The 16,490-nt window shown below is 63.5% G+C and carries 19 protein-coding genes; 12 read left to right on the forward strand and 7 right to left on the reverse strand.

Going from position 1 to position 16,490, the window contains the following annotated elements:
- Window positions 1-2: 2 nt before the first annotated feature.
- From ACH79_RS19240 to ACH79_RS19250, 3 genes are all read left to right on the forward strand, one after another.
- Window positions 3-827, forward strand: a complete 825-nt coding sequence (locus ACH79_RS19240; protein ID WP_161852401.1) for a helix-turn-helix domain-containing protein — start codon at window positions 3-5, stop codon at window positions 825-827.
- A gap of 18 nt (window positions 828-845) precedes the next feature.
- On the forward strand, window positions 846-1,322 hold the full coding sequence (locus ACH79_RS19245; RefSeq protein WP_161852402.1) for a nuclear transport factor 2 family protein: 477 nt from the start codon (window positions 846-848) through the stop codon (window positions 1,320-1,322).
- Window positions 1,323-1,405: 83 nt separating this feature from the next.
- Complete coding sequence (locus ACH79_RS19250; protein WP_161852403.1) at window positions 1,406-2,023, forward strand: glutathione S-transferase family protein; 618 nt, start codon at window positions 1,406-1,408, stop codon at window positions 2,021-2,023.
- A gap of 133 nt (window positions 2,024-2,156) precedes the next feature.
- On the opposite strand, the gene ACH79_RS19255 is transcribed toward ACH79_RS19250, so the two are convergent.
- Window positions 2,157-3,077, reverse strand: coding sequence for a LysR family transcriptional regulator (locus ACH79_RS19255; RefSeq protein WP_161852404.1), 921 nt, complete (start codon window positions 3,075-3,077; stop codon window positions 2,157-2,159).
- Between the two features lie 90 nt (window positions 3,078-3,167).
- On the opposite strand from ACH79_RS19255, the gene ACH79_RS19260 reads away from it, so the two are divergent.
- Together ACH79_RS19260 and ACH79_RS19265 are read left to right on the forward strand one after the other, a co-directional pair.
- Entirely contained in the window at window positions 3,168-3,725 is a 558-nt protein-coding gene (locus ACH79_RS19260; RefSeq protein WP_161852405.1) for a carboxymuconolactone decarboxylase family protein, read from the forward strand.
- 32 nt (window positions 3,726-3,757) lie between these two features.
- Complete coding sequence (locus ACH79_RS19265; protein ID WP_161852406.1) at window positions 3,758-4,192, forward strand: nuclear transport factor 2 family protein; 435 nt, start codon at window positions 3,758-3,760, stop codon at window positions 4,190-4,192.
- 161 nt (window positions 4,193-4,353) lie between these two features.
- Here the strand turns inward: ACH79_RS19265 and ACH79_RS19270 are convergent, their stop codons facing one another.
- From ACH79_RS19270 to ACH79_RS19280, 3 genes are all read right to left on the reverse strand, one after another.
- On the reverse strand, window positions 4,354-5,046 hold the full coding sequence (locus ACH79_RS19270; RefSeq protein ID WP_161852407.1) for a glutathione S-transferase family protein: 693 nt from the start codon (window positions 5,044-5,046) through the stop codon (window positions 4,354-4,356).
- Window positions 5,047-5,181: 135 nt separating this feature from the next.
- Window positions 5,182-5,508, reverse strand: a complete 327-nt coding sequence (locus ACH79_RS19275) for a hypothetical protein (RefSeq protein ID WP_161852408.1) — start codon at window positions 5,506-5,508, stop codon at window positions 5,182-5,184.
- A 179-nt stretch (window positions 5,509-5,687) separates the two neighbouring features.
- Complete coding sequence (locus ACH79_RS19280; RefSeq protein WP_161852409.1) at window positions 5,688-6,821, reverse strand: site-specific DNA-methyltransferase; 1,134 nt, start codon at window positions 6,819-6,821, stop codon at window positions 5,688-5,690.
- Between the two features lie 279 nt (window positions 6,822-7,100).
- Here ACH79_RS19280 and ACH79_RS19285 point away from each other — a divergent pair, with 279 nt between their 5' ends.
- Together ACH79_RS19285 and moaB are read left to right on the forward strand one after the other, a co-directional pair.
- Window positions 7,101-8,036 carry a neutral zinc metallopeptidase gene (locus ACH79_RS19285; protein WP_161852410.1) on the forward strand — a complete coding sequence of 312 codons (936 nt, stop codon included), beginning with the start codon at window positions 7,101-7,103 and terminating at the stop codon, window positions 8,034-8,036.
- A 155-nt stretch (window positions 8,037-8,191) separates the two neighbouring features.
- Window positions 8,192-8,752 (forward strand): molybdenum cofactor biosynthesis protein B, encoded by a 561-nt coding sequence (gene moaB, locus ACH79_RS19290; protein ID WP_161852411.1) that lies wholly within the window; start codon window positions 8,192-8,194, stop codon window positions 8,750-8,752.
- A gap of 126 nt (window positions 8,753-8,878) precedes the next feature.
- Here moaB and ACH79_RS19295 read toward each other — a convergent pair whose 3' ends face one another.
- Window positions 8,879-9,814, reverse strand: coding sequence for a helix-turn-helix domain-containing GNAT family N-acetyltransferase (locus tag ACH79_RS19295; protein WP_161852412.1), 936 nt, complete (start codon window positions 9,812-9,814; stop codon window positions 8,879-8,881).
- Window positions 9,815-9,919: 105 nt separating this feature from the next.
- On the reverse strand, window positions 9,920-10,492 hold the full coding sequence (locus tag ACH79_RS19300; protein ID WP_161852413.1) for a glycosyl transferase: 573 nt from the start codon (window positions 10,490-10,492) through the stop codon (window positions 9,920-9,922).
- 191 nt (window positions 10,493-10,683) lie between these two features.
- On the opposite strand from ACH79_RS19300, the gene ACH79_RS19305 reads away from it, so the two are divergent.
- The 5 genes from ACH79_RS19305 to ACH79_RS19325 all read left to right on the forward strand — a co-directional run bounded on the left by ACH79_RS19305 (window position 10,684) and on the right by ACH79_RS19325 (window position 15,511).
- Entirely contained in the window at window positions 10,684-11,844 is a 1,161-nt protein-coding gene (locus ACH79_RS19305; protein WP_161852414.1) for a PA0069 family radical SAM protein, read from the forward strand.
- Window positions 11,845-11,996: 152 nt separating this feature from the next.
- The gene (locus tag ACH79_RS19310; protein WP_161852415.1) at window positions 11,997-12,452 is read left to right on the forward strand and encodes a VOC family protein; all 456 of its coding nucleotides are present in this window, start codon (window positions 11,997-11,999) and stop codon (window positions 12,450-12,452) included.
- A gap of 60 nt (window positions 12,453-12,512) precedes the next feature.
- Window positions 12,513-13,088, forward strand: coding sequence for a GNAT family N-acetyltransferase (locus tag ACH79_RS19315; protein WP_161856446.1), 576 nt, complete (start codon window positions 12,513-12,515; stop codon window positions 13,086-13,088).
- Window positions 13,089-13,147: 59 nt separating this feature from the next.
- Window positions 13,148-13,921, forward strand: coding sequence for a ribonuclease HII (locus tag ACH79_RS19320; protein ID WP_161852416.1), 774 nt, complete (start codon window positions 13,148-13,150; stop codon window positions 13,919-13,921).
- Between the two features lie 81 nt (window positions 13,922-14,002).
- Window positions 14,003-15,511, forward strand: a complete 1,509-nt coding sequence (locus ACH79_RS19325; RefSeq protein WP_161852417.1) for a glycosyltransferase family 39 protein — start codon at window positions 14,003-14,005, stop codon at window positions 15,509-15,511.
- A gap of 112 nt (window positions 15,512-15,623) precedes the next feature.
- Here ACH79_RS19325 and ACH79_RS19330 read toward each other — a convergent pair whose 3' ends face one another.
- Entirely contained in the window at window positions 15,624-16,451 is an 828-nt protein-coding gene (locus tag ACH79_RS19330) for a uracil-DNA glycosylase (RefSeq protein WP_161852418.1), read from the reverse strand.
- Window positions 16,452-16,490: the final 39 nt, after the last annotated feature.

Consider the following 16,490-nt stretch of genomic DNA (forward strand, 5'->3'; position numbering starts at 1 on the left):
GCATGGCTGCTCCAGACACGAACGCGCACGAAATCCCGGCTGGACATTTCAGCCGCCTCTTGAAGCACTGGCGCGGCGTTCGCCGGCTGACCCAGATCGAACTCGCGGCGGATGCAAATGTCTCGGCCCGCCATCTGTGCTTTCTGGAAACCGGCCGCTCGCAGCCGAGCCGCGAGATGGTGCAATTGCTCGGCAGCGCCCTCGACCTGCCGCTCGAGGAGCGCAATGCCCTGCATGTCGCGGCGGGCTTCGTGCCGCCCTATGGCGACAAGGGGTTGGCGGCCGAAAACCTGCAGCCGGTGCGGCAGGCGCTGGATTTCATCCTGCGGCAGCAGGAGCCCTATCCGGGCATCGTGATCGACGGGCACTGGGACGTTCGCATCCGCAATCAGGCCTCGGCGCGTTTGCTCAAGCCGTTTCGCGATTCGTACGAGATGGAAAACGGTCTTGCCGACAATGCCATGCACGTCGTCTTTCATCCAAAGGGCCTGCGGCAGTTCATGCTGAACTGGGACGAGTTCGCGCGGCAGTTGATCCAGATCCTGCATCGCGACGTTGCGCAAGGCAGCCGGGCCGCGGCGCAACTGCTCGATGAGATCATGGTCTATCCCGGGCTGTCGGCCGAATGGCGGCTGCCGCGCCATTCATCGGCGTCGTCGCCGGTCATGACGATGCAGCTCGCGAAAGGCGACTACCGCCTGGCGTTCTTTTCCACCTTCACGACGCTGGCGATGCCGACGGACGCTGCGCTGCAACAGATCAAGATCGAGTGCTTCTTTCCGGCTGACGATGCGACCGCCGAGAAGGCGCGCCAGATGGCCCTTTGACAACCCCGGGAGATCGAGATGCAGCCAGCTTTGCGTGATCATCAATCGGCCGAGACAATGAATGAGCTGCGTGCGTTAAATGCCCGCTTCATCCATAATTTCGTGACTAGCGACGTGCCCTCGCACGACGCCATTCTGCATCCCAGTTTCATCAACATCTGGCCCACCGGCCAGCGCTGGGACCGTGCAACTTACCTGAAATACTGGGCGACCGCCTTCGACCCTGATGTCATCGTCTACTGGGACGTCCGCGACGAACTGATCACGGTGGTCGGCGATGTCGCGCTCGTGCGTTCCACCAACAAATACATACGACGCCGCGACGGCAGCGAAGTAACCGGCATGACCACGTATACCGACACCTATCTGTTCGAGAACGGCGCGTGGAAATGCATCCAGGCGCAGCTCACGGCGGTGGCGCCCGAGCACTATCCCGCTGACGATACGATCGTCAGCGTTTACATCGAGGGCAAGCTTCAGCCGCGGGCGAGTTGAACCGCCAAAGGTTACTCCACCTACCGGGGGTGGACGGCGCAGGGGCATGCCGGTAACGTCCGGCTTTCCCCATGAGGACCGCCATGTTCAAGCTTTACTACGCCCCCGGCACCTGTGCACTGGCTTCGCATATCGCCCTGGAAGAGGCCGGCGCGCCCTACACGGCGGAACGGCTCGACTTCAAGAAAAGCCAGCAGACCACCCCGGAATATCTCGCCATCAACCCGAAGGGGCGCGTGCCCGCGCTGGTGACGGACCGCGGCACCTTGACCGAGACGCCGGCGATCCTCGCCTTCGTCGCGAGCAGCTTTCCGAAAGCGAAGCTCGTGCCGGAAGACCCCTTCGCGTTCGCGCAGGCGCAGTCCTTCAACAGCTATCTCTGCTCGACGGTGCACATCAATCATGCCCACAAGATGCGCGGCTATCGCTGGGCCGTCGAGGAGTCCTCGTTCGCCGACATGAAGCGCAAGGTGCCGGAAACCATGGCCGCGAGTTTTGCGCTGATCGAGCGCGACATGCTGAAGGGGCCGTGGGTGATGGGTGAGCAGTACACGGTCTGCGATTCCTATCTCTACACGATCGGGCTCTGGCTCGAAGCCGACGGCGTTGATCTCGCAACGCTGCCCAAGGTGGCGGCTCACCGCCAGCGGATGTCGGAGCGGCCGGCCGTGCAGAAGGTCATGGTCGACCACAAGGCGTAGGATTCAAAACGCGTAGGGGGCAAAGCCAACGGGTCGCGCGTACGCGCGCCCGATGACAGGCTTCGCGTGCCCACCATTCACGATGAGTTTGTGGATAGATGGTGGGCACGGCGCAAACGCGCCTTTGCCCACCCTACGCAGCCTTTTTGCCGCGCTCCATCTCGCGGCCGATCGCGAGCATGATACTGCGCAGCCAGATCGAGCCGGGATCCATCTGCGCCCGTGTCGGGTAGAACATGTACTGTTCGTCGATCCCGGGGTCGAGCGGCGGCGCGATGGTCGAAAGCGACAATTGCTTCGACAGCGCGCCGATCAGGCGGCGCGGCACGAAGGCGACGAGATCGGTGCGCGCGGCAACGTGCAGCGCCTCGATATAGCCGGGCACGACCAGCGCGATCCGCCGCTCGATGCCCTTGGGGCGCAACCACATGTCGATCAGGTCCTCGCTCTGGCCGCGGATCACGACCGCGACGTGGCGCGCATCGAGAAAGGTTTCGATCCGCTTCAGTCGCGTGCCGGCGGGGTGACCGCGCCGCACCGCGAGCGCATCGCTGTCGGTGTAAAGCCGCTGCCGGTGGAATCCGGTGAAGGCGTTACCGATCGAGATCACGAGATCGATGGTGCGGGCGAACTCCGCGGTGAAGATCGCCGGACCCCGCCACGGCACCACGTCGATCCGGACGTTCGGCGCGGCCTTGGTGATCTTCTCCATCAGTGGCGGCATCAGGAGTTCAACCGCCAGGTCCGGCATCATCAGGCGAAATTGACGTTCGCTTCTCGCAGCATCGAACTCGTCGGCGACGAACAGCGAGCGTACCTGGTCGAGCGCCTGCGCCAGCGGCGCGCGCAAGGCTTGCGCCCGCGGCGTCAGTTCCATGCGCGCCCCGGTTCGCACCAGCAGGGGATCGCCGATCAAATCGCGCAGCCGCTGCAGCGCGTGGCTCGCCGCCGGCTGCGACAACCCGATCCGCATCGCGGCGCGGCTGACGCTGGTTTCCTTCAGCAGTGCGTCGAGTGCGACCAGCAGGTTGAGGTCAAGCGAATTCAAATTCATTCAGTGTATATATATCATATTCTCTATCGATTGGAAGAATGGCGATGGATGCGCGAGATTTGATCCAGCAAACAACGAAGCTGGACTTGCATGACCGATCGCCTGAAGCCTGCCACCGAACCCTACGGCGCACGAGTGCAGGCCATCTTCGACCGCTTGCCGCGATCCTGGATGCCGCCGTTCCGGCTGTTCACGACGCTGGCACGTCATCCGACGCTGCTCGAACGCTTCATCAATGGCGCGCCTGCTTATCTCAGGGATTCGCACGTCAGCTTAAGGCAACGGGAAGTCTTCCTGCAGCGGGTCACGGCGCGGTGCGGCTGCGAGTACGAATGGGGCATGCGCGTGCACTATTTTGCCGAGGAGGCGCGGCTGACCGAGGCGCAAGTCAGCGCCACCGTGCATGGCAACGCCGCGAGCGCGTGCTGGGATGCGGCTGACGCCCTCCTGATCCGGCTTGCCGACGAATTGCATGAGCGTTGCGACGTCAGCGACGACCTATGGAGCGCGCTGCGTCCCGTGTTCGACGATGAGACCATTCTCGAACTGCTGGTGATGGCCGGCTACTACCGGACGGTCGGCTACGTGGCGAATGCCTTGCGACTGCCTCTCGAACCCGAAGTGGGCCGACCGTTTCCCAAAGCTTGATCAACAGAGTGCTTATCAAAGGAGAAGCCGCCATGAGCGCAGCAGCGAACAAGAAACTCGTCCAACAGGTTTATGCCGATTCCGCCAACCGGAGCGGGACAACCTTCCTCGACAACATAGCGGAGGATGTGACCTGGATCGTCACCGGCCAATATTCATGGTCGGGTGAATTCAAGGGCCGCGAGGCGATCAACAATGGGCTGATGGGTCACTTGCGCTCGCTCCTCGCCTCCGGGCGCCCGCGCACGCTCGCGTTCAACTTTATCGCGGAAGGCGACTACGTCGTCGTCGAAGCGCGCGGCGACAATTTGGCCAAGAGCGGAGAGCGCTACGATAACCAATACTGCATGGTCTGGCGCATCGAGAACGGCAAGATCAAGGAGATCAAGGAATATTGCGACTCCGCACTGGTCGAGCGCGTGCTCGGGCCGTTTCCCGCTGAACTGAAGTTGGCGGCCGCGGTTTAAGGAAAAGGGCAGTCTTGGAGCGGGGATGTCGCGGGACGCGCTGATGGAAACGTCATGCCCGGCCTTGTGCCGGGCATCCACGTCTTTGTTAGGTGCTGAGGAGCGTTAAGGCGTGGATGGCCGGGACAAGCCCGGCCATGACGAGAACTGCGGAATGTTGGTCAGGCGGCCTTCACCGACATGTGCTTGAACATGTTGCTGCGGGCTTCGTCGTCCATCTCGGCTTTGAACTTGAAGTTATCCTTCAGCGCGATCGCCTTGGCGGCCGCGGGACGGGCCGAGATCTCGTCGACCAGCCGCTTGACGTTGGGATATTTGGCGGCGACGTCCTCGCTCATCACGAACGCGGCCATCCGCGCCCAGCCCCACAGCGCCATGTCGACGATGGTGTAGGTGTCGCCCACCATATATTTGCGGCCGGCGAGATGATCGTTGAGGACGGCGTAGTGGCGCTGCGCCTCGAACTGATAGCGGTTATTGGAATAGTCGTGGTTCTGGTCCTTCGGCGCGAAATGTTTGAAGTGCACCGCCTGTCCCGAATATGGCCCGATGCCGGTCGCCACGAACATCAGCCAGGACAGCATCTGCGCGCGATTTTGCGGCGTGTTCGCCGGGAGAAACTTGCCGGTCTTTTCGGCGAGATAGAGCAGGATGGCGTTGCTGTCGAACACGGTGACGCCGTCATCGTCGATCGCGGGCACCTTGGCGTTCGGATTGATGGCGAGATATTCCGGCTTGAACTGGTCGCCCTTGCGGGTATCGACCGCGACCGGCTCGTAGGCGATGCCGGCTTCCTCGAGGAAGAGGGCGACCTTGGTCGGGTTGGGCGATCCGTTGAAGTAGAATTTGAGCATTTTGGAATTCTCCCCATTGCTTTCTTGCAAGGAAACTGTTGCGGCACGCGGCGGCATTGCCACCGGGTGCCACGTCCATGCTCAAATTTTTGCCGGATGCACAAGGGACGAGTTTGTGACCGGTCCGGGAGGCGCTTACGACAGGGCCAGACCGCCGATGCCGGCGACCGCCAGGCCCGCACCGGCAGCGATCATGACGGATGCGAAACGCATTTCCGTACGCAGCGCCGTGCGCTGTCCCGCACGTTCCGATCCTTTCGCGTAGCCGTGGACGATGATCTGCTCGCTGAAGGTGCCGCTGGCATCGAGAATGTCGGTCAGCCCTGCGCAGGCGACCAGGATGCCGAGGATGATCAGTCCGGCGGGGCCCAGCAGACTCAACAGCAGCATCGGAAATATGCCGATCAGGAAGATCGGCAGCAGTGGCAGCACAATGAAGGACTCGGAGCCTCGGGTGCGCATGGCACTAGTCTCATATGGGATAATGAATGTAGCAAGTATTCGCTGAGATATGGACCAAAAGTCGCACGACAACCCGCGCGCCTGACACGGCTGCCATGCCGCATACGCACGCTGTCGTGCGTTGCGGCGGCCAGAAAGCCCGCGCAGTCCGGACTTCTCGTGCTGAGGTAAGCTGCTTCTTAACCCGCCGCCATTTCCGAGCGGATTTCGGCGCGCAGCTCGTCGATCAGCTTGAGGCCGTGCTTGGTCTCGACATGCCAGAAGGTCCAGCCGTTGCAGGCGCCGGAGCCTTGCGCCACCGCGCCGATGCGGTGGATCGAGCCGACCTTATCGCCGAGCATGATGGCGCCGTCGGCGCGGACCAGCGCGCCATGACGTTTTTTGGAATCGACCAGTTTCGTGCCGGGCGGGATCATGCCGCGCTCGATCAGTTCGGAGAATGCCACGCGTGGAGCGTCGCGCGCGGTCATGAACGGTGCCAGCGTCGCCTCGGGCAGCGGCTCAACCGCGGAGATGCGCGCTTCCGCCGCAGCCGCATAGGTCTTGTCGCGCTCGAAGCCGATGTAGCGGCGGCCGAGACGTTTTGCCACGGCGCCCGTCGTGCCGGTGCCGTTGAAGGGATCGATCACGAGGTCGCCGGGCTTTGACGACGACAGCAGCACGCGCGCCAGCAGCCCTTCCGGCTTCTGGGTCGGGTGAACCTTCTTGCCGTCAGCGCCCTTGAGGCGCTCGTCACCGGTGCAAAGCGGGATCAGCCAGTCGGAACGCGCCTGCACGTCCTCGTTGGCGGCCTTCAGGGCTTCGTAATTGAACGTATAGCCCTTGGCCTTCTCGTCGCGCGCCGCCCAGATCATGGTTTCATGCGCATTGGTGAAGCGGCGGCCGCGGAAATTCGGCATTGGATTGGTCTTGCGCCACACAATATCGTTGAGGACCCAGAAGCCGAGGTCCTGCATGATCGCGCCGACGCGGAAGATGTTGTGATAGGATCCGATCACCCATAGCGTGGCCGACGGTTTCATGACGCGGCGGCAGGCAAGCAGCCAGGCGCGGGTGAAATCGTCGTACGCAGCGAACGATGAAAACTTGTCCCAGTCGTTGTTGACGGCATCGACATGGGATTCGTCAGGGCGCTTGAGATCGCCCTTGAGCTGCAGGTTATATGGAGGGTCTGCGAACACCAGATCGACCGAACCGGCCGGTAGCTTCGACATCTCGGCGACGCAATCGCCGACGACGATACGCACGCTGGAATCAGACTCAAATTTAGTGCGGGGCGCCCTTGCAGACGCCCCGCGACGCGACACAACCATGACTCAATTACTCTGACTCAGGCGACGCTGTCGGCGACGCGGGACTAAACAACCGACTGGCGATACATTGACCCGCCAAAGTAAAAATCGACTTAACCAAGAATGTTATCGACGCAGAATGCGAAGAGAGTTCATCGGCAACATTGCCAGCAGAGATTGCGGCCGCTTGCGCACTAGGCAATTTTTGCCGGGCGGGCTATTGATTAATGGAATGGAAATTTTACGTGATTGCCGCGTTGGATAATTCGGGCCAACAGCCGGGGATGAGGAAACAGCGCCATGCGTTACGATGATTTCCGCCGCAGCGACAGTATCGACGACCGTCGCGACGACGGCGGCGGCGGAATGGGTGGCGGCGGCGGTTTCGGCCTGCCGATGGGTGGCGGCGGGCTTGGCATCGGCACCATCATCGTGCTCGGCCTCGTCGGCTATGCCTTCGGCATCGATCCGCGCATCCTGATCGGCGGCGCCGAAATCCTGACTGGTGGCAACCAGGCGCCGACCTATCAGACCGATCGCCGCTCGGGCCCGGCCAAGACCGGCGCGCCGAAGGACGAAGTCGGCAGCATGATCGCCGGCATCCTCGGCGAGATCGACGATCGCTGGAGCGAGATCTTCCAGTCCAGCGGCCAAAATTACACTGGGCCGCGCATCGTGCTGTTCCGCAACGCCACCAATGGCGGCCGCTGCGGCATGGCGCAGTCCGCGATGGGGCCGTTCTACTGCCCGCCGGACAAGCAGATATTCCTCGACACCTCTTTCTTCCGCGAAGTCGAAACGCGGTTTCGCGGCTGTTCGGGCAGTGCCTGCAAATTCACGACGGCCTATATCATCGCGCATGAAGCGGGGCATCACATCCAGAACCTGCTCGGCATCCTGCCGCGCGTGCAGCGGCTGCAACAGCAGGCCGGCAGCAAGGCGGAAGCCAACGCGCTGCAGGTCAAGGTCGAGCTGCAGGCGGATTGTCTTTCGGGCGTCTGGGTCAACCGCGAGGAGAAGAAACGTCCGGGCTTCATCGAACCCGGCGACATCGATGCAGCACTGAGGACGGCGACGGCGATTGGCGACGACACGCTGCAGCGGCAGTCGACGGGCAGGGTGGTGCCGGACAGCTTCACTCACGGCTCCGCGGCGCAGCGAAAGCAATGGTTCATGACCGGCTACCAGCAGGGCACGGTGCAGGCCTGCAACACGTTTGCCGCAGGAGCGTTGTGAGTTGAAGCCAGGAAGTATTTTGCCGTCATGGCCGGGCAAGAGCGCGAAGCGCGCCTTCGCGCAGACGTCCCGGCCATCCACGTCGATACTTCCTGGAGATTGAAGGCGTGGATGCCCGGGACAAGCCCGGGCATGACGAGAACAAAAGTAAAGTCATGTCCCTCGACGAAACAAAACAATTCGTGCCGCTCAACATCGCGGTGCTGACGGTCTCGGATACCCGTTCGCTGGCCGACGACAAATCCGGCGCCACGCTGGCGGATAGGTTAACGGCGGCGGGCCATCGTCTGGCCGCGCGCGAGATCATCGTCGACGACGTCGATGCGATCCGCTTCATCGTCAAGCGGTGGATCGCCGACGAAGGCATCGATGCGATCATCACCACCGGCGGCACCGGCTTCACCGGCCGCGATGTAACACCGGAAGCGATCGAGCCGCTGTTCGAAAAGCGGATGGATGGTTTTTCCATCGCCTTCCACATGCTGAGCCACGCCAAGATCGGAACCTCGACAGTGCAAAGCCGCGCCACCGCGGGCGTAGCGGGCGCGACCTTTATCTTCTGCCTGCCGGGATCGCCGGGCGCCTGCCGCGACGCCTGGGACGGTATTCTCGCCGCCCAGCTCGACTACCGCACACGCCCCTGCAATTTCGTCGAGATCATGCCACGGCTGGACGAGCACCTGCGGCGGCCTAAAGCACAAGGCGCTTCAGCCTGACCAGCAGCGTCCACAGCCCACGCCACATGTTGCGCCAGGCCTCAATGCGCAATTGATGCGCGCGCCCGATATGGAAGTCGAGGAGTTCTGGCGTGATGCGCCGCGTACTGTCGCGACGCCCGGGCTTCACAGTTCCATTTCCCAGGTTTCGCCGATCAGGCTTTGGCCGAAACTGCGGTGTGGCTCGGTGGCGACCAGCTTGAAGCCGGCTTCCTGATAGATCTTGCGGGCGGCGACGAGGATGCTCTGGGTCCAGAGCGTCATTTTCTTGTAGCCTTTCTCACGCGCCGCGCGGATGCATTGCTCGACGAGTGCGTGGCCGACGCCGAGCCCGCGCGCTTTTTTCTCCACCAGCAACAGCCGCAGCTTTGCGACGTCGTCACTCCCCTTCACCAGAAAGATCGAGCCGAGCGGCTCGCCGCCTGCTTCCGCAATCCAGCAATGCTCGCGCGAGGCGTCATAGTTCTTGATGAACTCCGCGCAGATCTCGGCGACCAATGCCTCGTAGCTGATGTCCCAGCCATACTCCGCGGCATAGGCTTTTGCCTGGCTCGAGATCACCCAGCCGATGTCGCCGGGACGGTGGCTGCGCAAGAGAAAAGCGGCCGGCTTCTTCTCCGTAGGCCGTTCCAGCGCCTGCTCGATCGTCGTCATCGCCTGCACGACGGCGGCGCGCTGACTGTCTTCGAGCGAGACGAGCAGGCTTCCGACCTCCTCGCGCGCGCGGCGCTCAAGCTCGACAGAGGTGGCACGGCCTTTGGCGGTCAGCGAGAGCTCGTTGATGCGGCCATCGTCCTTTGACGGCTTTCGCGTCAGGATCTGGCGGCGTTGCAGCGCCTGCAAGGTCCGGCTCAGGAAGCCGGGATCGAGGCCGAGGTCGCGGGCGAGGTCGGTGGCGGTGCAGGTCGGGCGATGCGCGATCTCGTAAATGACGCGCGCTTCCTGCAGCGTGAAGGCGCTGTGCAGGAGCTTCGGCTCGATGATTCCGAGCTTTCGGGTATAGAAGCGGCTGAATCCGCGGATAGCGTCGATCTGGCCGTCCAGGGCGTTATTTGATTTCATCAAATTATTATTTGACGGAATCAAGTAAATTGCAAGCCCGTTGCGGCGTCGCTTGGGCCCCTTTTTGTTGCAGGTCGATCGACTCAGGCCGTCTGACTCAGGCCGTCAGGCGACGACCATGATCCGGCTGCGCAACTGGGTGCGTGCCGAGCGGCCGAGCTGGCGCAACAGCCTTGTCTCGGAGCGGCGGGAATCCGGCCGGTAGCCGCCAAGCCGCTCGTAATGATCGCGCGCGATCAGGAGCCCCTGTTCTGCCGACGGGCCGGCAATCATGCGGGCGACGAATTTGAAGCCGTCGCGCAGCCGCGCGTCCGAATAGGGCGAGCGGGCATAGCGAAAGACCCCGGCGCGCGGTCGGCCGCTGCCCGATACGGTCTGGATGAACTGTGTGGTCTCGTCGATCCAGCCGCTGTCGAGCACCGCGCCGGCGTGCAGGAACATCAGCCATGGCGAGCGCGCCGCGCGGGCGCCGGCGGCCAGCGCCGCGGCGCGTGTTCCCTCGAACTTCAGAAAGCGGCAGCCGGCTACGTCGGCCACCCGCTCGATCACGCCATTGCCGGCCCCGTCGACCAGCAGCACCTCGCTGATGACGCCGGCCGCGGCGCCCGGCACCAGCGCCGCCAGCGTTGCGACGGCCGGCTGTTCTATTCCTTCGGTCGGAACGATCACGCTCAACATGGGATGAGGCTTCGCTGGCTCAAACGGTGAAAAACGCCGCACTGTTATCACCTTGTCACAATCAAAACAGCCGTTTGCGTGCAGTTTTTTAAGGCATGCGGCGCTAGTGTCCTTTCCGGCACACGGGCATCACTGCGAATTGTTGTCGATGATGTTCTTGATTTGTTCTTATCTCGTGCTATGTTCGCTTTATGAGCCGAGCATCCTCTCATGCCCTCAAGCACCCGCCGGTCACGCCGCCCTCCGAGCCGGCGGGTGCGACACCTTTTTCTGAGCTTGCGGTCGGCATCGAACGCCAGCGGCGGCGCGGCCGCGGCGCGCAGTCGAACCAGAGCGGCCGATTTGAGGCCGAGGCGCGGGTTGCCTTCGACGATGGCTGGCAGAGCCTCGACGATCTGCCGCCATTCAAGACGACGGTGTCGATCGATACCTCGCGCAAGGTCATTACCCGCAACGACTCGCCCGACATCGGCTTCGATCGCTCGATCAATCCCTATCGCGGCTGTGAGCATGGCTGTGTCTATTGCTTCGCGCGGCCGACCCACGCCTTTCTCGGCCTTTCGCCCGGGCTCGATTTCGAATCCAAACTGCTCGCCAAGCCCGACGCGCCGGAGCTGCTCGAAAAGGAGTTGGCCGCATCAGGCTACGAGCCGCGCATGATCGCGATCGGCACCAATACCGATCCGTATCAGCCGATCGAGCGCGAGCACAAAATCATGCGCGGCATTCTCGAAGTGCTGGATCGCGCCGGCCATCCCGTCGGCATCGTCACCAAATCGGCGCTGGTAACGCGCGACATCGACATTCTGCAGCGGATGGCAAAGCGCAACCTGGCCAAGGTCGCGATTTCAGTGACCACGCTCGATCCCAAGCTCGCCCGCACCATGGAGCCGCGCGCCTCAACGCCGCCGAAGCGGCTGGAGGCGCTGCGGCAATTGTCGGAGGCCGGAATCCCCGCGACCGTGATGGTCGCTCCCGTCATCCCCGCGCTGAACGATTCCGAGATCGAGCGCATTCTCGATGCCGCGGCCCATGCCAGCGTCAAGGAAGCAAGCTACGTGCTGCTGCGGCTGCCGCTGGAGGTGCGCGACCTGTTTCGCGAATGGCTGATGGCGAACTATCCCGACCGCTACCGCCACGTCTTCACCCTGATCCGCGACATGCGCGGCGGGCGCGATTACGATTCGCAATGGGGAACGCGGATGAAGGGAACAGGCCCGATGGCCTGGATGATCGGACGCCGCTTCGAAATCGCCTGCGAGAAGCTCGGCCTCAACAAGCGGCGCTCCAAACTGACGACCGATCATTTCGTCAAACCGAAGCGCAGCGGGCAGCAACTGAGTTTGTTCTGAGAACCGGCCTTGCGAGCGCAAGTGACTTGTCCGCCGTAGCTCGAAGAGTGAAGGCGGAAGCAATCCTCGCCATGGAACAATGGATTGCTTCGTCGCTTACGCCTTGCGCAAACGCTTCGCGTTTGTCGCAGGCAATGACGTTGGAGAGTAAGATGAGCGGAAAATCCCCGAAACCCGTCCCCCGGTTCACAGTCATCACGCTCGGCGTAACGGACATGCGCGCCAGCATCGCCTTTTATGAAGCGCTCGGCTTTGCCCGAAAAATGAGCGAAACCGGCGAGGCGGTCGCTTTCTTCGACACCGGCGGCACTGTCATCGCGCTTTTCCCGTGGGATCAACTGGCGCGCGACGCCACGCTGCCGGACCAGCCGCGGTCGAAAACCTTTCGCGGAACGACGCTCGCCTGGAATTGCGGCTCCGCCGAGGAGGTCGACGCAGCGCTGGATTTCGCAATTGCCTGCGGCGCATCGCTATTGAAGCCTGCGCACAAGACCGAATATGGCGGTTACTCCGGCTATTTCGGCGACCCCGACAACCACGCCTGGGAAGTCGTGGTCGCGCCCGGCATCGAGGTCGGCGACGACCGGCGGGTTCATCTGCCTGATTAAACCGGTGGTGTTATGGCGGCGCCGCTTCTCTCTGGCGGCGAATTGCCGTATTGCGGCTCGATGGACCGGAAGCCCACGCCAGCATCGGAGAAGCAGCCGCTCGTCATTTTGACGACGCCGCGTCTCGTTCTGCGCGCTGCGGCCGACGAGGATATATCGATTCTGCAGAATCTTATCCTTGGCGACAGCGACGTGATGCGCTTTGCATTTTCCGGAGCGCCGATGGCAGAGGACGCCGCCGAAGACTTCATCCGGAGATCATTCACCTTCGGCGGAAGCCTCACGGGGATTGCGGTTCTGACCGAAAAGCCCACCCTCGAAGTTATCGGCTTTGCCGGCTTGTCGCCATGTGACGCGCTGGGAGCCGACGATTTTGAGATCGGGTTTGTCCTTGCGCGCCGGGCGTGGGGGAGGGGGATAGCCACCGAAATCGGCGAGGCGCAGCTCGCTTTCGGGTTCGAGCAACTCAAATGCGGCAGATTGCTCGGGCTTGTCGATCCGCGAAATGCACCGTCCATTCACGCGCTCCAGAAGCTCGGAATGTGCTATCTGGAGACGATAGCCGACCCCAAGCGCGGAAGCCGGAGCGTTTATGTGATTGAGGTTGGGGAATGGCGGCGGCGGCGCGCTGAATAACGGGTATTGTGCACGGTTCCCGGTTGCGCGCGGGCGCACGCTTTCGCAGGATCCCGGCCATGATTCGGGACAAGTCCGCCAAGAAAACTGACAAGAAAGCCGGCAAGGAACAGGCCGAGCTCCCCAAGGGCGTGATCGCGGTCGCGCCGCCGAGCTTTCGCCGGGAGCGGGCACTGATCAAGCGCGGGGTCTGGCCGGTCGCCGGCTGCGACGAGGCCGGACGCGGGCCGCTGGCGGGCCCGGTGGTGGCCGCCGCCGTCATCCTCGATCCCAAGCGAATCCCCAAAGGCATCGACGATTCCAAGCGGCTGACGGCGGAGCGCCGCGAGGAGCTGTTCGAGGAGATCTGCGCGACCTCGTCCTTCGCGGTTGCCTTCGCTTCGCCGGCGCGGATCGATCGCGACAATATCCTGCGCGCCTCGCTCTGGGCGCTGGCGCGCTCCGTGCGCGCGTTGCCGGAACTGCCGAAGCACGTATTCGTCGATGGCCGCGACAAGATCGATGCGCCCTGCGACTGTGACGCCGTGATCGGCGGCGACGGCATCGTGATGTCGATCGCAGCCGCCTCGATCATCGCCAAGGTGACGCGCGACCGCCTGATGAGCGCCTTGGCGCTGGATTGCCCGGGCTACGGCTTCGAGACCCACAAGGGCTACGCCGTGCCGGAGCATCGCGAGGCGCTGGACCGGCTCGGTCCGAGCATCCATCACCGCCGCTTTTTCGCCCCGGTCATTGCCGCGCGGCAGAAGCATTTTCCGGAGACGGTCGAAGTCGAGCCCGATCTTTTCACGGTGGATGGGGAGATCGCTTCCGATATCTCCATCACGATCTAAGATCGGTTGCTTCGGCGCGTCCTGCGCTCTATCAAATGTCTTGGGGGACAGGGCCGCCAGGCCCGGGCATTCGGACGTTTCATGCGTTTCACCTCGCTCGTTGTCGAACTGATCCGCGCCCGGCCGCGGCTGGTGGTCTTGCTCGTGGTGCTGGTCCAGGCCGGACTCTGGTTGTTCCTGCCGATGCTGCTCTATCGCAGCCCGCCGGGCGACCTCGCGACTGTGCTGGCCTTCGGCCGGGAATATCAGGTCGGAACCTCGCTCGGTCCGCCGCTGGCGTTCTGGCTCGCCGACATCGCCTTTCGCGCCGCCGGCAACAGCATGTTCGGCGTCTATCTCCTGGCGCAGGTCTGCGCGGTCGTCACTTTCTGGATCTACTATCAACTGGCGCGCGCGATTGTCGGCGGGCAGCAGGCGGTGCTCGCGGTGCTGCTGTCGATGACGGTCGTGGCCTTCAGCTCGCCCGGCGTCGAATTCGGACCCATGGTGCTGGCGCGTCCGCTATGGGCGCTGCTGCTCCTCCATTCCTGGCAATTGATCGGCCAGAACCGGCGCAACGCCTGGTTCGCCTGGTCGATCGAGGCCGGGCTGTTGCTGCTGACGACGCCGGCGGCGCTCGGATTGTTGCTGCTGCTCGCCGGATTTGCCGTGGCCACGGAGCGGAGGCGGCGCGTCTTGATGTCGCTCGATCCACTCTATGCGCTGCTCGTGATCGCCGTCCTGGTCTTGCCCTATCTGATCTGGCTGATCCGCGCCGATGCGCTCGCGATGCCGCCATGGCCGGCGTTCTCCGACCTTGGCGCGCGCGCGATGCAATGGGGCTGGCTGCTCGTCGGCCTGGTGCTGGCGATGTCCGCCATCGTGATGCTGGCGCTCCTCAACTCCGGCTGGTTCGCCCGTCACGCCGAGGATGCGCCAATCATCTACCGGCCGCCGGTCGATCCGCTGGCGCGCGACTTCGTCTATTTCTTCGCATTGGCGCCCGCGCTGCTTGGAAGCCTGATTGCGGGTATCTTCAACCTCGATCATGTGGTGGGCGGGGCCGGCGTCGCCCTGTTGATGTCGGGGCTGGCCGTGATCGTGGCGACCGGCGATCTGCTTCATCTGCGGCGCCAGCGCCTGTTGCGAACGGTATGGGCAGCGGCCGTTATCGCACCGGCCGTGGCGACGATTGCGACGAGCCTGTTCCTGCCCTGGACCGGGGACAACGAAGTGCCGACCGCGCTGCCGGCGAAGGCGATCGCGAGTTTCTTCGGCGACAACTTTGAGCGTCGAACCAACCAGCGGCTGCGCGCGGTGGCCGGCGATCCGCAACTGGCGAGCTTCATCGCCATGAACCGCGGACGTCCGCATCTGTTGCTCGATGCCACGCCGGAAAAAACCCCGTGGCTGTCGGTTGCGAAATTCAACGAAACCGGCGGCGTCGTGGTCTGGCGCGCTTCCGACACCTCAGGCGCGCCGCCGCCCGATATCGCCCAACGCTTTCCCGGCCTGGTGCCCGAAGTGCCGCGCGTCTTCGAGTGGATGGTGAACGGTCGTCAGCCCTTGCTGCGGGTCGGCTGGGCGATCGTGCGGCCGAAGACGCCGTAGCGTCTCTGCGGTGACAAGGGTGGGCACAGCGAAGCGTGCCCACCATCACGGCACCGATGGGAGCGGGGGCACGGCGCGTTCGCGCCTTTGCCTACCCTACGAAGCTACGAAGCTACGAAGCCTCCAACACCTTCGCGATCGCGCGCAGGTCCTGCCACGACATTCGCTTGTAGGACGGCGAACGCAGCAGATACGCCGGGTGGAACGTCGCCATGGCGCGGATGGTGCGGGTGCCGGTGTCGTAATCGAACCATTTTCCGCGGGTTCTCATGATGCCCTCGCGGGTCGACAGCAGCGTCTGCGTCGAGGGATTGCCGAGCGTCACCAGCACGTCGGGATTCACCAGCTCGATCTGCCGCTGGACGAAGGGCAGGCAGATTTGGGTTTCCTGCGGCGTCGGCGTTCGGTTGCCCGGCGGCCGCCAGGGGATCACGTTGGCGATGTAGGCCTTGCTGCGGTCGAGACCGATCGCCGCGATCATCCGGTCGAGCAATTTTCCCGAGCGGCCGACGAAGGGCAGGCCCTCGATGTCCTCGTCGCGCCCGGGCGCCTCGCCGACGAACATGATCCGCGCCTTGGGATTGCCGTCGGCAAATACCAGCCGCGTCGCGGTGTTCCTCAGCGCGCAGCCTTCGAATTTTTCCAGGAGCGCGCGCAGCGCTTCCAGCGTCGGCGCGCTTCGTGCCGCTTCGCGGGCGGAAGCAATCGCGACTTCCGGAGCGGGCGCGATTTCGCTGCGCGGAACAGCCGGCATCGCCGCCGGCATTTCCCGGACCGGAGGAGGTGGCGCAGTCTCACGCGCCACGACCGCGGGGGCGGGCGCATCCGCTTCGGCAAGGCGGTCGACCGGATCCTCCGCCAGCGTGCAATCGACCCCGGCCTCCAGATAAAAGGCCAGCAATTGCCTGACATTAGGTGCAGGTTCGGGGATGAAATCCATTATGCCAATCTAGGATGGATCGGGCGGATGGGAAACCGC

The sequence above is a fragment of the Bradyrhizobium sp. CCBAU 051011 genome (assembly GCF_009930815.1).
In the GTDB taxonomy this organism is placed as follows: domain Bacteria; phylum Pseudomonadota; class Alphaproteobacteria; order Rhizobiales; family Xanthobacteraceae; genus Bradyrhizobium.

Bases quoted from the DNA above. Each gene is read 5' to 3' on its own strand.
- ACH79_RS19300 (WP_161852413.1), bottom strand. From the start codon at position 10,492: ATGTTGAGCGTGATCGTTCCGACCGAAGGAATAGAACAGCCGGCCGTC.
- ACH79_RS19245 (WP_161852402.1), top strand. From the start codon at position 846: ATGCAGCCAGCTTTGCGTGATCATCAATCGGCCGAGACAATGAATGAG.
- ACH79_RS19270 (WP_161852407.1), bottom strand. From the start codon at position 5,046: ATGCTCAAATTCTACTTCAACGGATCGCCCAACCCGACCAAGGTCGCC.
- ACH79_RS19295 (WP_161852412.1), bottom strand. From the start codon at position 9,814: ATGAAATCAAATAACGCCCTGGACGGCCAGATCGACGCTATCCGCGGA.
- ACH79_RS19280 (WP_161852409.1), bottom strand. From the start codon at position 6,821: ATGGTTGTGTCGCGTCGCGGGGCGTCTGCAAGGGCGCCCCGCACTAAA.
- ACH79_RS19310 (WP_161852415.1), top strand. From the start codon at position 11,997: ATGAGCGGAAAATCCCCGAAACCCGTCCCCCGGTTCACAGTCATCACG.
- ACH79_RS19275 (WP_161852408.1), bottom strand. From the start codon at position 5,508: ATGCGCACCCGAGGCTCCGAGTCCTTCATTGTGCTGCCACTGCTGCCG.
- ACH79_RS19260 (WP_161852405.1), top strand. From the start codon at position 3,168: ATGACCGATCGCCTGAAGCCTGCCACCGAACCCTACGGCGCACGAGTG.
- ACH79_RS19320 (WP_161852416.1), top strand. From the start codon at position 13,148: ATGATTCGGGACAAGTCCGCCAAGAAAACTGACAAGAAAGCCGGCAAG.
- ACH79_RS19325 (WP_161852417.1), top strand. From the start codon at position 14,003: ATGCGTTTCACCTCGCTCGTTGTCGAACTGATCCGCGCCCGGCCGCGG.
- moaB (WP_161852411.1), top strand. From the start codon at position 8,192: ATGTCCCTCGACGAAACAAAACAATTCGTGCCGCTCAACATCGCGGTG.
- ACH79_RS19240 (WP_161852401.1), top strand. From the start codon at position 3: ATGGCTGCTCCAGACACGAACGCGCACGAAATCCCGGCTGGACATTTC.
- ACH79_RS19330 (WP_161852418.1), bottom strand. From the start codon at position 16,451: ATGGATTTCATCCCCGAACCTGCACCTAATGTCAGGCAATTGCTGGCC.
- ACH79_RS19305 (WP_161852414.1), top strand. From the start codon at position 10,684: ATGAGCCGAGCATCCTCTCATGCCCTCAAGCACCCGCCGGTCACGCCG.
- ACH79_RS19285 (WP_161852410.1), top strand. From the start codon at position 7,101: ATGCGTTACGATGATTTCCGCCGCAGCGACAGTATCGACGACCGTCGC.
- ACH79_RS19255 (WP_161852404.1), bottom strand. From the start codon at position 3,077: ATGAATTTGAATTCGCTTGACCTCAACCTGCTGGTCGCACTCGACGCA.
- ACH79_RS19265 (WP_161852406.1), top strand. From the start codon at position 3,758: ATGAGCGCAGCAGCGAACAAGAAACTCGTCCAACAGGTTTATGCCGAT.
- ACH79_RS19315 (WP_161856446.1), top strand. From the start codon at position 12,513: ATGGACCGGAAGCCCACGCCAGCATCGGAGAAGCAGCCGCTCGTCATT.
- ACH79_RS19250 (WP_161852403.1), top strand. From the start codon at position 1,406: ATGTTCAAGCTTTACTACGCCCCCGGCACCTGTGCACTGGCTTCGCAT.